We start from the raw sequence: 13,935 nt of genomic DNA on the forward strand, positions 1-13,935 counted from the left end.
GGCGGGCACTTCCCGCGATCGAGTCCGGATATAAGTCCGCAACCACCCTCCTCGCCACGCACAATCGCCTTGCAAAAGGGAGGCGACCATATAAGTAATGTCCGGTTCTGGTCTCCCGTGGGACCCGTCGAACACGGCCATCGGTATACTCCAAAAGTCGATAAGACTCACGACGCCCGCAACTCACGGACCCCCTTACCTATCCGCCGCCGCAGCAGCGTGCGCAATGTGACGCCGTCTGCGTAGCCGACCTGCTCGGCGATGCGATCCACGCTGTCCTTGCTCGTTTTCAGCAAATGAACGGCACGCTCGACCCGCAGATCCTGTATGTACTCGACGGGCGTTTTACCGAGCACGGCGTTCAGACGTCGCGTCAATGTCCGCTTGCTCGTCGCCAATGCGTCCGCGACGTCGTCGAGTGCGATCGCCGTGTTGAGGTGTTCGCGCACCCAGCGGTCGAAACGCTCGACGAGCGGATCCGAATGGGACAGGTGATCGGAGATCGCAAAGGCGGACTGCGACGGCCGCGAATCGAATACGAGGTACCGGGCCACGAGCGCCGCTAGCTCAGGGCTGTTGTTGCGGATCAACCAGAGTGCAAGGTCGAGGTGACTCAGGGCCGCCCCTGCCGTTAGCGCATTGCCGCTGGGAACGACGATGCGATTCGCGTCCAGGTGCACACGCGGGTAACGCTGCCGAAACACCGGCGAGAGCCACCAGGTGGTGGTGGCTTCGCCCCCGTCGAGCAAGCCGCTTTCGGCCAGCACGAATGTACCCGTACAGGCGGCTCCGATATGGGCGCCGGCACGGTGCCACGAGCGCAATGCACCCAGTGCATCGATCACGTCGGCCCGGCCGAGCGAAGGCACGAGCAGGTCCGTCGTCGTCCTGTTGAGCGCTGGTACGACAACCCAATCCGGGGCGGGGACATCTGTCATATCGCGGACGGGAACCTGCAGCCCAAGCGCGGTGCGCACCTCTGGCCGCATCCCCGCAATGGTGATTTCGAAGCCGGGTGTGGCCATCCCGGTCGCGCGCGCAAGTTCGTTGGCCGTCGTCAAGGCATCGAGCACGGTGGTGAGGCCGGTGTCGAACACCCCCTCGAGCGCGAGGACAAAAATCCGCATGGCCGAATTGATATCAAAGTTGTCGATTCAGACAGTGTTCCCCAGCGCGCGGCGTTTGTAAAGTCTGGACCAACGCGTGAACCGTTCACGCGCAAACTGGAGAGCAAAGATGATCAAGAAAGCACTATTCGTACGACTTGAAGCGAAGCCGGGAAAGGAGCGGTCGCTAGCCGACTTCCTTTCCGCCGGCCTTGAAATGACCAATCGGGAGGCCGCCACGCCGATCTGGTTCGCCCTCAAGCTGTCGCCGACGACGTTCGGCGTCTTCGACGCCTTTGCGAGTGAAGAGGATCGGCAGGCACACCTCGCCGGCGACATGGCCAACGCCCTGATGGCCCGCGTTGACGAGATGCTGGCGAGCCCGCCGTCGGTCGAACTGATCGACGTTCTGGCCATGAAGAACAAGCTGGTCTAACGTCTAAACGACGGTTGTCTAGAAACATTACTGGAGATCAAATTGTTTGCACTGCGAAATAAACTTACCGTTGCCGTCATGGTTGCCACGACCGGCACGATGGCTCTCGCCGAGTCGAAGCCGGCTGCGAAAGATATCGTCATTGTCCATGGCGCACTGGTGGACGGCTCAGGCTGGCGGGCCGTCTACGACATCCTGTCGAAGGATGGTTTTCATGTGAACATCGTGCAAGAACCGCTCACTGGCCTCGCCGAGGACGTCGATGCCACCAGGCGCATCGTCGATCAGCAGAAGGGCCCTGTCGTGCTGGTCGGTCATAGCTATGGCGGCTCCGTGATCACGGAGGCGGGTGCTGACCCGAAGGTCAGTGCGCTCGTCTATGTGGCCGCACTCCAACCCGATGCAGGAGAAGCCAGCGGTCAACTTCTGTCGAAGTTCGCCGCACCCAACGATGCCATGCGGGCCACGCCGGACAAGTATTTCTTCATTCCACCGGCGAAATTCCGCGAGACCTATGCAGCGGATGTCTCGCCACCGGACGCTCAATTCCTGGCGGACTCGCAGGAGCAACTCGCCGAGAAGGCGTTGGGAGCCCCTGTCTCTGTGGCGGCATGGCGAACCAAGCCTAGCTATGCGGTCCTGACCACCCAGGATCATGTAGTGAGCCCTCAGCTTCAGCGCTGGATGTATCAGCGTTCGGGTGCGAAGGTTACCGAGGTGAGCGCAAGCCACGCAGTCTTTATGTCTCAGCCGGCCGCAGTCGCTCGAGTGATCGAGGCGGCCGCAAAGTAGACGAATCGACCGCTGATAATCTCGATGGGGGACATGTCCGCTTTGGGCCGTCGACACCATTGCAAATCGGCATGCCCCCATTCCAGGTACGCACAGTGCCATGAACCCACCACGGATGTCGCCCCCATGCTTTTACTGATTCCTGCCTATCTCGGCGGTGTACTGACCATCCTGAGTCCCTGCGTCCTGCCGGTACTGCCCTTCGTGTTCTCGCGGGCAGACCGCCCGTTCGCGCGCAATGGACTGCCCATGATGGTGGGCATGGCGCTCACCTTCGCCGTGGTCGCCACGCTGGCCGCCGTTGGCGGCGGCTGGGCCGTCCGCGCCAACCAATACGGCCGCATCGTCGCATTGGCCGTGCTCGCCGTGCTCGGTCTTACCTTGCTATCCGACCACGTCGCCGATTGGATCACCCGTCCGCTCGTGGCACTCGGCAACAAGCTCACCGAGCGCAGCGAGAGCGAGGACGATTCGGTGCACTCGGCGGCGGGTCTGGGCGTGGCCACGGGGCTCCTGTGGGCGCCATGCGCTGGCCCGATCCTGGGCCCGCTCCTCACGGATGCCACCCTCAAGGGGGCCAACGTCGACGGCGCCACTCAATGGCTCAACAGCCCGCCGCTCACAGCGCAGTCGCTGCGCGGCAAGGTGGTGCTGGTCGATTTCTGGACCTACTCCGTATGCAACCAGGCATGTTGTTCATATGCCACGTGCAGTCTCGAATCGGCGCAATAGTTGGAAGAGATACCCCGGCTGCAATCAAGACGGGCGTCTGTTCAGCACCAGCGAACGACGGAGATCAGGTTTTCCATCGCAAGGCGACGAGTACGAAAAGTAGTGCCGAGCTACCACGACAGGAGCGCCGCAGCGCCTAGAGACACGCCGCATACTGCGACCCCAAACGACATGACCTGCAGCCAGCGCTTTCGCGTGAGCAGGGTGATTGCTGCGAGCGCGATCGATATCTGCACTGCGGTGGTGGCTTGTGCCCAGTGGTGATGACTATGCAATAGAGTCTCGCTCCGCGCGTTCGCCCGCTCTACATCCTTCTCCAGTGCCTCAGCCTGTTGTCGGATCGGTTCCTTCTGTTCGCGATACTTGTTCACGTCCGCTTCGAACTTTGATCGAGCAGCTGAGGTCGGGTCGACAATTGCGGCACCTAATTCCGCGAGATTCTGCTTTTCGCCCTTTGCCTGAAAATAGCCCCACTGCTTCGCTGCTTCCGTCTTACTGATAGCGGCCTCATTCTTGGCAATCAGCGCGAGATTTTCTGTGTTACCGCTCTGATAAGACCCGAATGCCCCGAGCGTTGCGAGGATAGCCGTCATCACGGCAATTCGCGCCGAGAAAGTATCGCCGTGCGACGCGTGCTCTACCGCGTGATCGTGCGGGCCGTGAATTTCAAACTCGTCCGTCATTGCATACCCTTCGAGATGCTCTTCTATTATCAATTGCAGCGGCGCCACGCGTCGTCGTTCGCTCCGAAAACGGAAGAAGCCGCTGCACCTCGCCTGGTTCCTTCAGGTCGGGCCGACGACCGCGTAACATTTCGCAAATCGCAAGCGAGCGACCTGTTCCTTGTTGCCGGAGTCAAGTCGACCCAAAGTCAGCTTCGCCGCGACCGCGTTTTTGGCAATGCGGCAGGAGTCCTGCAACGAGTACCCAAACGGTCATCTGGCGCATCGCTCCCTCCTTTGTTCTTTTGTGAACAAACCATAGAGTTTGACACAAGGCGTTCAATGGATGGCGCGGGACAACACCGCTGCGGATGTAGACCACTGCGAAGCAAGGTCAAGCGTCGCCGACCTTAATGGCCCGGCGGGACGGCCACACCGAGTTGTATCATCAACCCGAGTGTGTCCATGATGATGCGGCTCTCCTTGATCTTGCCCTCTTGAACGCGGTCGATGACCATACCCCAGACGCGTACAGGACGCCCGGTGGCGGGCACGCCGAGAAACGCTCCACTGTGCGTGCCCGTCCATTCGAAGCGGGTCAGCACCCGGTCTGCGTCAGAAAGTTGCTCCTCGACGCGCCAATGCATATCCGGGAACGCGGCCCGCATGCCCCGCAGGACGTCCTTGAGGCCTTCGAGACCGGGACCTTGGCCAGGGAATGGGACCTGCTCGACCATGTCCTCCCAGAAGAACTTACCAGTTGCATCGATACGCCCCTGGTTCAGAACCTCCTCAATAAATCCGCGAACGACAGCGCTGATCTCATGCACGGGACGGACTCCTGGCAACAGGTTGAACAATGAATGGGCCGGCATTGACCGGAAACGCTGCGGTCGCGGGATTCGCTCACCAAGGCTAACCGAAAAGCCCGGGACCCGGGCGAACGCCGCTCAAATAGTGTCCGTTCTACCTTCGTCGCCCAGTTCGATCGCGACGGCGCAGCAACGGCTTCCAGATTTGAAATGGCTGGCACCCTACCCGTCTTTCTATTTACAGAGGCGAAGAACGGTCACGGGAGAATAACCATGTCAACCTGGCATGCACGAATTATCGGAAGCGACTATGCGGCGATGGCCGACCTCGTGACCAGACATAAGGTCACGGTTGCCCGGCATACCGTCGAGAAAGTTGCCGATGGTTATCGCGTCGATGCGCACGCAAGCGAAGAGCAAATCCATGCGCTCGAGAGCGCGGGCTACAAGGTGGAACGTCTTGAGGATGCTGACGTCGAGGGTATGGCGCGACAGAGGGAGAAGCGCGAAAGCGCTGGGGTCGCGCTAACGCGTGAAGCGTTGTCGGTTGCCGCCAGTACGGGGTACCTCGACGTGGCACACGTCGAAGCGGCACTCGCCGCCGAAGCTGATCCTCCGAATGACGCGATCACCACGCTGATAAAACTGCCGAACGAGACCTGGGAGAAGCGCGTCTGTCACGCGCTCAAGATTGGCAAAGGAAGCGGACAGGGGCGCCCCGGAATCTATTTCCTTGGCGGCGTTCACGCGCGCGAGTGGGGCAGCCCCGACATTCTTGTCAACTTCGTACAACTGCTCACAAACGCATACCGGACAAATACGAATATCACGATTGGCAGCAGGACCTTTACTGCCGCGCAGATAAAATCCGTGGTGGACACGAAGGACGTGTACGTCTTTCCGCAAGCCAATCCTGACGGACGCAACTACAGCATGGCGACCGAACCGATGTGGCGCAAAAATCGTCGCCCCGCGGCGGCTGGGCATACACAATCCAGCTGCGTCGGTGTGGACGTCAACCGTAACTACGACTTCCTCTGGGACTTTCCAAAGTACTTCGATCCGAAGTGTCCCATTGAAAATTCCACCGACCCATGCGACCACGATATCTACATCGGACCCGCACCTGCCTCAGAGCCCGAGACACAAAATGCCGTGTGGATGTTCGATACCTTTCCGCACATTCGCTATTTTGTCGACCTGCATAGCTACTCGGAAGACATCCTGTACAACTGGGGTGACGATGTCGATCAGAGCAGCGATCCCGACATGAATTTCCGGAATCCCGCGTATGACGGCAAGCGCGGCATCGCTAATGACAAGGCGTACAGCGAATACATCGCGGCTGAGGACAAGAAACTCGCAGTCCAACTGGCAAATGAGATGCGTGACGCGATCAAGGCATCGCGCGGCCGCGTCTACAAGACGGAACAGTCGATGAGCCTCTATCCGACGGCCGGCACATCGGATGACTATGCGTTCAGCCGTCACCTTGTGGACGCAAAAAAAGCGAAGGTGTTTTCGTACACGATCGAGTGGGGCAGTCCGAATAACCCAACGCCCTTCCATCCGCCATATCCGGAAATGAAGAAAATCATCGACGAGATTACGTCGGGGTTGCTGGCGTTTTGCATCTCGGCGCAATGATTGTCGAAGGCCTTGCATTTACAAATAGACGGTCGCGTTCAACTTTCATGCCCCCTCGGGTCGAAGGCGGCCAACTTTTCTGCACGCATGGCGCGCTCCCCGGAGTGAGCGGGACGTCGATCGATCGAAATCTACCGTAACGTCAACCGTTCTTCCGCTCCCTGAACCGCTTCCGGTGAGCCGCAACCTTCGCGCGGTTACCGCAGGTCGCCATGCTGCACCACCGGCGGGCGTGGCCCCGCGTGTGATCGGCAAACATCAATGTGCATCTGGGGCCTTCGCAGGCTTTCACGTGCGTGAAGTCCTCGTCACATACGACTCTGGCCAGCGCCTCGGCTATCGGCATCAGCAACGACTCTGACGACTGCCAGCGTCGATTCGCGCGAAGTTCAAAGGTCGTAACGCCTGCCAGGACGTTCGTGACGATTTCTCCATGCTGTTCGTCCCGTTCGAGCAGCTGATTTAAAGGTTCGAGCTCACGCAGATCTCTGGCGGTCAACGGCCGCCCCTTCCTCTTCTGGACAAATCCCCTGAACCACTCGCGCAGAACGCGCGCCCGCGCCGCAACGTCGTTGAGTTCGGCGGCCGTGGACCGAATCCGTATCGCCTCGAGCGCTGTGCGTGGCACCAGTCCGGCCTGTTCCAGCCAGGCCAGCAAGCCCTCCCCGTCGCTGATCCAGTCGACCTCCTCATCCACCGGCGTCGCGACCGAGTTCAGGAAATCAAGGCCACGTGCATCGGCCACGAATATCGGGGGAATCTGACGGTAGTCCATCTCTCATGACGAATGCGAAGTAACGATGATTGCATCGTAACCACTAAAAATGCTCTTGACAAGTTACGCACCACATCTGTAACCTGTTTATAGGATATTTACAGGTTACCCGGCGCGCGGCACGATGCGCGTGCGTTACAAGCAGCACCCACTACTTTCAAAGGAGCGAGAAATGTCTATTGGGAACGTGAGCGCGGTGCTTGTGCACGGCGCTTGGGCGGACGGATCGAGCTGGAGCCAAGTCATCGAACGTCTGAAGATACACGGCATAAATGCAGTCGCGGCTCCGTTGCCGCTCAGCTCTTTGCACGAAGACGTTGCCGCCCTGAATAGAACCCTGGAACGGATCGAAGGTCCGGTTGTACTCGCCGGGCATGCTTACGCTGGCGCAGTGATTGGTTCAACGTCCGCCGAAAACGTCAAGGCATTGGTCTACGTTGCGGCGCTTGCGCCCGACGAAGGCGAAACGGTGGGTGATGTTTTCTACCGCGGTGAAGCGCATCCGCAGGCGCCGAAGCTGTCACCGGATCGACATGGCCTGATATGGCTGCCTGATGAGGCATTCGCGGCAGCGTTCGCTCAGCACGCGGCGGCGCAAGCGTTGACGGTGCTCGGCGCGGTTCAACGTCCCATTGCGGTTTCGTGCATCGCCGAGCCGGTTGGGCGCCCACTCTGGAAGGATCTTCCGAGCTGGTTCCTGATCGCTGAACAGGACCGGATGATCAGCGCCGACACCCAGCATTTCATGGCGCGGCGAATGAACGCACTCGTGCGCTCATACCAGGTCGATCACACGCCAATCGTAACGGCGCCCGACGCCGTGGCCAGCGTGATCGTCGAAGCGGCCGGGGCAATCCTGGCTCGCTAACGCTTATTTCGCTGACATGCGAACGCATCGTCGGCATCAACAGCGGTGTTTTCAAACTGAAGGAGAAAAGTCATGCGTGCAATCGTGCTGGACAAATTCGGCGGCCTCGATAGCCTCGTGTACACGGAACTGCCCGAGCCCGAACCACTGGCAGGTCATGTGGTCATCGAAATCAAGGCATTCGGCATCAACCACGCCGAGATGCACATGCGTCGCGGCGAGTGGGCCGAAGCTGCCAGGGTCAGTGGTATCGAGTGTGTGGGCGTGGTGAAGTCGTGTCCCGGCGGCGAATTCCCGGTTGGCGCGAAGGTCGCCGCGTTGATGGGCGGTCTCGGGCGAACCATCAACGGCAGCTATGCGGAATACACGCGGGCGCCAGTGTCCAATGTGGCGCTGATCGAGTCCGGGCTGCCGTGGGCTGACCTCGCGGCCATTCCGGAAACGTATGCAACGGCGTGGACGTGCCTTTTCCGTAACCTCGAGATTGCGCACGGGCAAACGGTCGTCATCCGGGGTGCGACATCGTCGTTTGGGCAGGCGGCCGTCAACCTGGCAGTCAACGCCGGCGCGAAGGTCATCGCGACAACCCGCAATCCGGCGCGTTTTGCGATGCTGGAAGGTTTAGGCGTCGCGCGCGTCGAAGTCGAAGGCCCCGACCTTTCGAAGCGCATTGCCGAAGCGAAGCAGATCGATGCTGTACTCGATCTCGTCGGTAACAGCACCATACTCGATTCCCTCGCAATGTTGCGGCGAGGTGGCCGTGCCTGTCTTGCGGGCTGGTTGGGCGGCCTCGATCCGATTGTCGATTTCAATCCTCTCCTCCAGATGGCGAGTGGTGTCTACCTGAGTTTCTTCGGCAGTTTCGTATTCGGCACGCCGGGTTTTCCACTTTCCGACGTGCCGCTTCAGAAGATCGCCGAAGACGTTGCCGCCGGCCGATTCAACGCGAAGCCCTCCCGAGTGTTTGGTTTCGACGAAATTCGCGAAGCCCATCGTGTGATGGAAGCGAACGAGGCTGGCGGAAAGATGGTCGTGATTCACTGAATCGCTATTCAAGTGGTTCGTCCACGAGCTAGGGAGAAAGGAAATGTCCAGGAGAGTAGCAATCGTCACGGGCGCGAGCCAGGGTATCGGCCGTTCGACCGCAATCAGGCTGGCGCAAGACTTTACCGCGATCGTGCTGGTTGCGCGCAATCGCGAGAACCTCGACCAGACCGCCGTCGACGTGAAAAAATCAGGTGCCGGGCCGCTTGTAATCGACCTCGACCTGTCTCACCCCGACGCCGCACAGAAAGTCGTCGACCAGACTCTGTCGGCGTTCGGGCAGATCGACGCATTGCTCAACATCGCGGGCGCGGTGCCGCAGATCGATGTCTTCGCGATGACCGACGATCAATGGAACCCGTGGCCTCGAACTGAAGCTCCACGGCGCGCGGCGATTGACGGTCGCGGCGTGGCCGTCGTTGAAGGAAACGTCAGGGTCGGTGGTATTCATGTCGGGCAATTCAGCCCTGTTTCCCAAAGCACCCTACGCGGCTGTGGGCACGATCAACGCGGCCATCGTGGCGCTGGCGAAGGCGTTCTCAGACCGGGGTATCGCAGACGGTGTTCAGGTCAACAGCGTGTTGCCCGGCCCCGTGATGACGGGTCGGCGGCAATCCTATCTGGAACATTGGGCACCGCTGCACAACCTGACTGTCGAAGAAGCGACGGCGAGGTTTCCACTCGAAGCGGGGATCGCCCGCTATGGCACGCCCGAGGAGATTGCCGGGCTGATGGCGTTCATCGTGTCGCCGGCGGCTCACTGGATGACGGGCTCGACGCTGAGGATGGACGGTGGAGAGGTCAAGTCGATCTGAATCGGACGATAAGACCATCAAACTGGCCGTCCACCGCCGGGCCGGAAGCGGACGCTCAACATTGACGTCACGAGCGCGGCAGGACAAGCAAGCCACCGGACAGCGCTATACTTTCCTGCTTTTATTGCCTTCGTCAGGCACCAAGGATTTCACATGAGCGCATTGCCCCCCTGTCCGAAATGCAATTCCGAGTTCACGTACGAAGATGCGGGCGTGTACATCTGCCCGGAGTGTGCGCATGAATGGTCGGCGCAAGCAGCCGCGCCGACCGAAACGGTGGACAGGGTTTATCGCGATTCAGCTGGAAATGTCTTGCAGGATGGGGATACCGTCACTGTCATCAAGGACTTGAAACTGAAGGGTTCGGCTGGGGTGATCAAGATGGGCACCAAGGTAAAAAATATCCGGCTGGTGGACAGTGACCACGATATCGATTGCAAGATCGATGGCTTCGGCGCCATGAGCCTGAAATCGGAATTCGTCAAGAAGGTGTGACGAGGCGCATGGCGCATGTTTGCGCGGCAGTTGGCCGGACCCTTTGCCATGTTGCTCCTTCCAGAGTGGGCGCTCTCCATGGGATGTCAGCGGCGGCCGTAGGGATTGCCCGTCGGGTACGGGTCCTGCAGAGCGATGGAGCCGGTTTCCAGCAGGGACTTCAGGTTGGAGATGACCTTCGGCCAGCCGCCGGACACCGCCTCGATGAATTTCGAGGGTTCGCGCTCGATGGTGTGGGTGATGGAGAGCTTGACCGCCGTCCCACTGGGCTCCAGTTCCATCGTGCATTGCGACTCGCCTTCGGCCTTGAGCTCGGGCTTGTTCTGGTGTTGCCAGCGGATCACCAGGCGCCGTGGCGGCTCGGCCTCGACGATCTCGCCGGTGTCGTAGATCTGACCGTCGCCGGACACCATCTTCCACGAGGACCCCGCCGTCCACTGGCTTTCGCAGTGCATGCCGAACCAGTACTGCTCTATGAACTCCACGTCGGTCAATGCTGACCACAGCTTCTCCGGCGTGGTGCGAATGTAGGTCACGTAGACAAAAGTCGATCTAGCCATTGGGTTTCTCCAGTCGTCGTTTCAGGTCGCCCAGCGCCTTGAGGCGCGGCTTTTCGAACTTGGCTATCCAGCGCTCGTAGATCTCCTGCAGCGGCACCGGATTGAGGAAGTGCAGCTTCTCGCGGCCGCGCCACATGGTGACCACCAGGTTCGCCGCCTCCAGCACGCCCAGATGCTGCGTCACGCCCTGCCGCGTCATGTCCAGGTGCTCGCACAAATCGTTGAGGGTGCGGCCGTCGTGTGCGTGCAGCAAGTCCAGCAGCTTGCGCCGGCTGGGATCGGCGAGGGCTTTGAACAGCAAGTCGGTGTCATCGAGACGCTCGGCCATGGGCGGCTACATGCAAGTAATCTGTTGCATTAACTATAGGCAAGCAATCCCTTGCATGTCAAGTACTGGTCAACGATCGCCAACGCGCGCGCCAATCGAGGCCACTTCCCTCGTCAGCCCTGAACAGCGCCTCGAATCTGGCAATAGCAGCCGTTCTTCGCTTTCAGACCCGTTGTGCAAGATGCCATTACAATCCAGCACTTCGATCAGACAACTGTGATTCGCGCCATGAAATACCTCCTTGCACCGACACTCGCGGCGCTCATCATGGCCGCAGGCACGGCCGCGAAAGCCGAAACATCCGCGGGCAGCGATACACCCAGACAGCAGTGCGCCATTGGGTATGTCACCGGCGTCGGGGGATCGGCACAGAGCGTTCGTGAATACCTTGCGACCCCCGACAGAGACAAATATCGCTACCTTGCAGACAACCCGTTCCAATGCCAGATCTCCGATGAGGGTCGCGCGTCTGCCTGTACCGGCATCACAAGCCTCCGGCATGAAAAAGTCAGCGTATACGACGACATCGACAACGCGACGATGGCCGTGGTCGCGCGCGTGGAACTCGACCGGGGGACATACCCGGTGATCATCGTCGTGCCAAAGCACGATGTGCAGTGCGAGGAGTGAATGCCGTCACGGCGCTAACCGATGACGATGTTGATGGGTCGTTTGGCCTGTCGAGCCGGGCGAATCCATCGTGGGATCGGGGGGGGCCGGTGGCGATGGAGTAAGGAGCGTCAATAGCCAGTTCAGCGGCGTTTGGGGACAACAGCCTCGGCGGACACGACGTCGTTTGCACGATGTCATGTCCGCTGGCTGGATTGCGTTGAGATCGAAACTAGAAAGGCCACCACCCGAAACCGCCGTGGCCGCCGTTCGCGTCTGAATGACCATCGTCGCTACCACCATCGTCCCGTCGGTCGAAGCGGAATGAGTTGAACAGATCGCCGATCGCGGGCGCATTCACGGGCACGTACGGATCAAGTGGGAGTTGCACCGGATTCGGCAGATTGTCCCGGCTGCGCCGTGTAATCGGATCGAGCGACCAGTTGCGTTCGATGAATTTGACAATCGATACGTGGTCCGAATATTCGTGCACGACTCGCCCTCCTCGCGAGAACGGGGACACCACGATCAGCGGAATACGCGGGCCGTCGCCGAAGAAGTCGACAGGCTGAATGTATCCCGAGTCATAGTAGCCGCCGCCTTCGTCGGTGGTGATGAAAATCGCTGTCGATGCCCAGAGCGCCGGATTCTTCTGGACCGAGTCGATGATCTTGCGAACGAAACCTTCGTAGAGCCCAAACTTCGAAGATTCCGGATGTCCGTCGAGCAGGCCCCCCGGTTTGACGAACGACACCGCCGGCAAGGTGCCGTTTGCGATATCCGCGTACAGGTCAGTCGTATCCTGCATATGCGCTTTCACCAGCGCGGGGTTGGTCATGATCGCAGTTTCATACAGGAACGGATTGCAGATGTTGCAATACACGCTTGTCGACGGATGCGAGACGAACGTGTTCCACCCTTCCCCGTAATACTTCCATGAAATATTCTTTGCAAGGAGCGAGTCGGCGATCGTCGGCACCGGCGAAGGTGGAATGGTGAACGTGGCCGTATTCACGGTGCCGTCGCCGTTGTACCCTGGGTTGTAGTTGTTCAGCAGGTACCAGGTATTCGACGCGCAATTGGCCTTCGGGTGATACGGCAGCGTATCGAGGTAATGCCGGATGGCCCCTACGCCCGGTTGACCCGGGTCGGAGCAGTTGCTGTACGTACCGCCCGAATAGCCGTCCTGCGTATACCAGTTGTTGGTGCCCGGCTGCGGAAACGGATTCTCGATTTCGTTGACGGGCGGTGTCGTCGCGTTGCCGTGACCGTCCGTGTAATAGAGCGCGTCGGCCGTGCCGATCATGATGCTGTTCGCGCCCGTGCCCCCCATCACCGGCTGGTGATAGTTGTCGCTGATCGTGTACTTGCGCGCCAGTTCGGTGAAGTACGGCATGTCTCCCGTATTGACGTTGTAATAGCCGAGCGCGGTCGAGCCTTCGCTTGTCGTCTGGTCATTGAAACCGGCGGGCTGCGATTTGCCGTTCGATCCCGCTCCGACCGACGTCTCGACCCATGCAAAAAGATCCATCCTGCAGCCACTCGGATTGCCGGGCGTTGCGTGCGAAACATTGCAGTCTGCCTGCTGCCAGTTCTGGTAAAAACGGTGCACGGGACTGTTCATGTACTGATCGTAATTCGGGCCGACTCGCGAAATCTGATAGGGGCCGTTCGGCAGATTGAATGTGTTGGCACCGAAACGCGTGTCTGGCACCTGCTGCGCCAGCCCGGACGCGCCGGTCGTCAGATGCACGAGGTCCTGAGGTTCGAGCGAGTTACCTTCAACGGCGGTTGCCATCGCAAGGGTCGCAAACGGCGGTGGGCTTGTGTCGCTCGCTGACGTATTCACAAAGCCCGTATTGGGCGCAGGCAGGACCGGATACAGTTGGCGCGAGCCCGGGCTCAAATCGAAACGCGAGGGGTCATTTGCGACGGCCGTGTATTGGGCGGCACGCGAAAAATTCGGACCCGGCTTGCCGTCGTCAGTGATGATGCCCTTCGAAAGCAGATTCGAAACGGTTTGCGAACCGCGCGGCCGGTATGCGCCAAAGACGTGATCAAATGTCCTGTTTTCTCCGACGATCACAATCACGTGTTTGATCGGCGACGCAGTGCGCGCCGATTCAGCCGTGGCCTGTGACTGACTTTCAGACACCGATGGGAACACGACGCCCGCGGCGGCCAGTATCAGCCCCGTGCCAAGCAGACAGCCTTTTGTGACGCTTGCATCAATCACCTTCTTCACTCGCTTCAT

General features: G+C 59.9%; 16 protein-coding genes and 2 pseudogenes. 10 read left to right on the top strand and 8 right to left on the bottom strand.

Going from position 1 to position 13,935, the window contains the following annotated elements; all coding sequences use genetic code 11:
* Window positions 1-167: 167 nt before the first annotated feature.
* Window positions 168-1,127, bottom strand: coding sequence for a GlxA family transcriptional regulator (locus P3T16_RS21500; protein ID WP_429343770.1), 960 nt, complete (start codon window positions 1,125-1,127; stop codon window positions 168-170).
* Between the two features lie 109 nt (window positions 1,128-1,236).
* On the opposite strand from P3T16_RS21500, the gene P3T16_RS21505 reads away from it, so the two are divergent.
* From P3T16_RS21505 to P3T16_RS21515, 3 genes and pseudogenes are all read left to right on the top strand, one after another.
* Window positions 1,237-1,542: a putative quinol monooxygenase gene (locus tag P3T16_RS21505; protein ID WP_429343771.1), complete on the top strand. Its 306-nt coding sequence runs from the start codon at window positions 1,237-1,239 to the stop codon at window positions 1,540-1,542.
* Window positions 1,543-1,584: 42 nt separating this feature from the next.
* Window positions 1,585-2,334, top strand: coding sequence for an alpha/beta fold hydrolase (locus P3T16_RS21510; RefSeq protein ID WP_429343772.1), 750 nt, complete (start codon window positions 1,585-1,587; stop codon window positions 2,332-2,334).
* 126 nt (window positions 2,335-2,460) lie between these two features.
* Window positions 2,461-2,919 (top strand): annotated as a pseudogene (locus P3T16_RS21515) (cytochrome c biogenesis CcdA family protein); the annotation flags it as partial.
* A gap of 257 nt (window positions 2,920-3,176) precedes the next feature.
* Here P3T16_RS21515 and P3T16_RS21520 read toward each other — a convergent pair.
* Together P3T16_RS21520 and P3T16_RS21525 are read right to left on the bottom strand one after the other, a co-directional pair.
* Window positions 3,177-3,749, bottom strand: coding sequence for a DUF4337 domain-containing protein (locus P3T16_RS21520; RefSeq protein WP_429343921.1), 573 nt, complete (start codon window positions 3,747-3,749; stop codon window positions 3,177-3,179).
* Window positions 3,750-4,138: 389 nt separating this feature from the next.
* Window positions 4,139-4,558: an ester cyclase gene (locus tag P3T16_RS21525; protein WP_429343773.1), complete on the bottom strand. Its 420-nt coding sequence runs from the start codon at window positions 4,556-4,558 to the stop codon at window positions 4,139-4,141.
* A 255-nt stretch (window positions 4,559-4,813) separates the two neighbouring features.
* On the opposite strand from P3T16_RS21525, the gene P3T16_RS21530 reads away from it, so the two are divergent.
* Window positions 4,814-6,187 (top strand): M14 family metallopeptidase, encoded by a 1,374-nt coding sequence (locus tag P3T16_RS21530; RefSeq protein ID WP_429343774.1) that lies wholly within the window; start codon window positions 4,814-4,816, stop codon window positions 6,185-6,187.
* Window positions 6,188-6,329: 142 nt separating this feature from the next.
* On the opposite strand, the gene P3T16_RS21535 is transcribed toward P3T16_RS21530, so the two are convergent.
* The gene (locus tag P3T16_RS21535) at window positions 6,330-6,962 is read right to left on the bottom strand and encodes a CGNR zinc finger domain-containing protein (protein WP_429343775.1); all 633 of its coding nucleotides are present in this window, start codon (window positions 6,960-6,962) and stop codon (window positions 6,330-6,332) included.
* Window positions 6,963-7,086: 124 nt separating this feature from the next.
* On the opposite strand from P3T16_RS21535, the gene P3T16_RS21540 reads away from it, so the two are divergent.
* The 3 genes and pseudogenes from P3T16_RS21540 to P3T16_RS21550 form a co-directional block, all read left to right on the top strand.
* Window positions 7,087-7,830 (top strand): alpha/beta hydrolase, encoded by a 744-nt coding sequence (locus tag P3T16_RS21540; protein WP_429343776.1) that lies wholly within the window; start codon window positions 7,087-7,089, stop codon window positions 7,828-7,830.
* Window positions 7,831-7,902: 72 nt separating this feature from the next.
* Window positions 7,903-8,874 (top strand): zinc-binding alcohol dehydrogenase family protein, encoded by a 972-nt coding sequence (locus P3T16_RS21545; protein WP_429343777.1) that lies wholly within the window; start codon window positions 7,903-7,905, stop codon window positions 8,872-8,874.
* Between the two features lie 43 nt (window positions 8,875-8,917).
* Window positions 8,918-9,172: pseudogene (locus P3T16_RS21550) on the top strand (SDR family NAD(P)-dependent oxidoreductase); the annotation flags it as partial.
* On the opposite strand, the gene P3T16_RS21555 reads toward P3T16_RS21550, so the two are convergent.
* Window positions 9,065-9,325 (bottom strand): hypothetical protein, encoded by a 261-nt coding sequence (locus tag P3T16_RS21555; RefSeq protein ID WP_429343778.1) that lies wholly within the window; start codon window positions 9,323-9,325, stop codon window positions 9,065-9,067. The pseudogene P3T16_RS21550 and the gene P3T16_RS21555 sit on opposite strands and share 108 nt — an antisense overlap.
* On the opposite strand from P3T16_RS21555, the gene P3T16_RS21560 reads away from it, so the two are divergent.
* Both P3T16_RS21560 and P3T16_RS21565 read left to right on the top strand, forming a co-directional pair.
* Window positions 9,294-9,689: an SDR family oxidoreductase gene (locus P3T16_RS21560; protein ID WP_429343779.1), complete on the top strand. Its 396-nt coding sequence runs from the start codon at window positions 9,294-9,296 to the stop codon at window positions 9,687-9,689. The genes P3T16_RS21555 and P3T16_RS21560 overlap by 32 nt on opposite strands.
* A gap of 153 nt (window positions 9,690-9,842) precedes the next feature.
* Window positions 9,843-10,184 (top strand): zinc ribbon domain-containing protein YjdM, encoded by a 342-nt coding sequence (locus P3T16_RS21565; RefSeq protein ID WP_429343780.1) that lies wholly within the window; start codon window positions 9,843-9,845, stop codon window positions 10,182-10,184.
* Between the two features lie 86 nt (window positions 10,185-10,270).
* Here P3T16_RS21565 and P3T16_RS21570 read toward each other — a convergent pair whose 3' ends face one another.
* Entirely contained in the window at window positions 10,271-10,744 is a 474-nt protein-coding gene (locus tag P3T16_RS21570) for an SRPBCC family protein (protein WP_429257499.1), read from the bottom strand.
* Window positions 10,737-11,072 carry an ArsR/SmtB family transcription factor gene (locus P3T16_RS21575; RefSeq protein ID WP_429343781.1) on the bottom strand — a complete coding sequence of 112 codons (336 nt, stop codon included), beginning with the start codon at window positions 11,070-11,072 and terminating at the stop codon, window positions 10,737-10,739. Before P3T16_RS21575 ends, P3T16_RS21570 begins: the two co-directional genes overlap by 8 nt.
* 228 nt (window positions 11,073-11,300) lie before the next feature.
* Between P3T16_RS21575 and P3T16_RS21580 the strand changes: the two genes are divergently transcribed.
* Complete coding sequence (locus P3T16_RS21580) at window positions 11,301-11,702, top strand: hypothetical protein (protein WP_429343782.1); 402 nt, start codon at window positions 11,301-11,303, stop codon at window positions 11,700-11,702.
* Window positions 11,703-11,913: 211 nt separating this feature from the next.
* On the opposite strand, the gene P3T16_RS21585 is transcribed toward P3T16_RS21580, so the two are convergent.
* The gene (locus tag P3T16_RS21585) at window positions 11,914-13,935 is read right to left on the bottom strand and encodes an alkaline phosphatase family protein (RefSeq protein WP_429343783.1); all 2,022 of its coding nucleotides are present in this window, start codon (window positions 13,933-13,935) and stop codon (window positions 11,914-11,916) included.

It is taken from the genome of Paraburkholderia sp. GAS42, from assembly GCF_050436565.1.
In the GTDB taxonomy this organism is placed as follows: domain Bacteria; phylum Pseudomonadota; class Gammaproteobacteria; order Burkholderiales; family Burkholderiaceae; genus Paraburkholderia.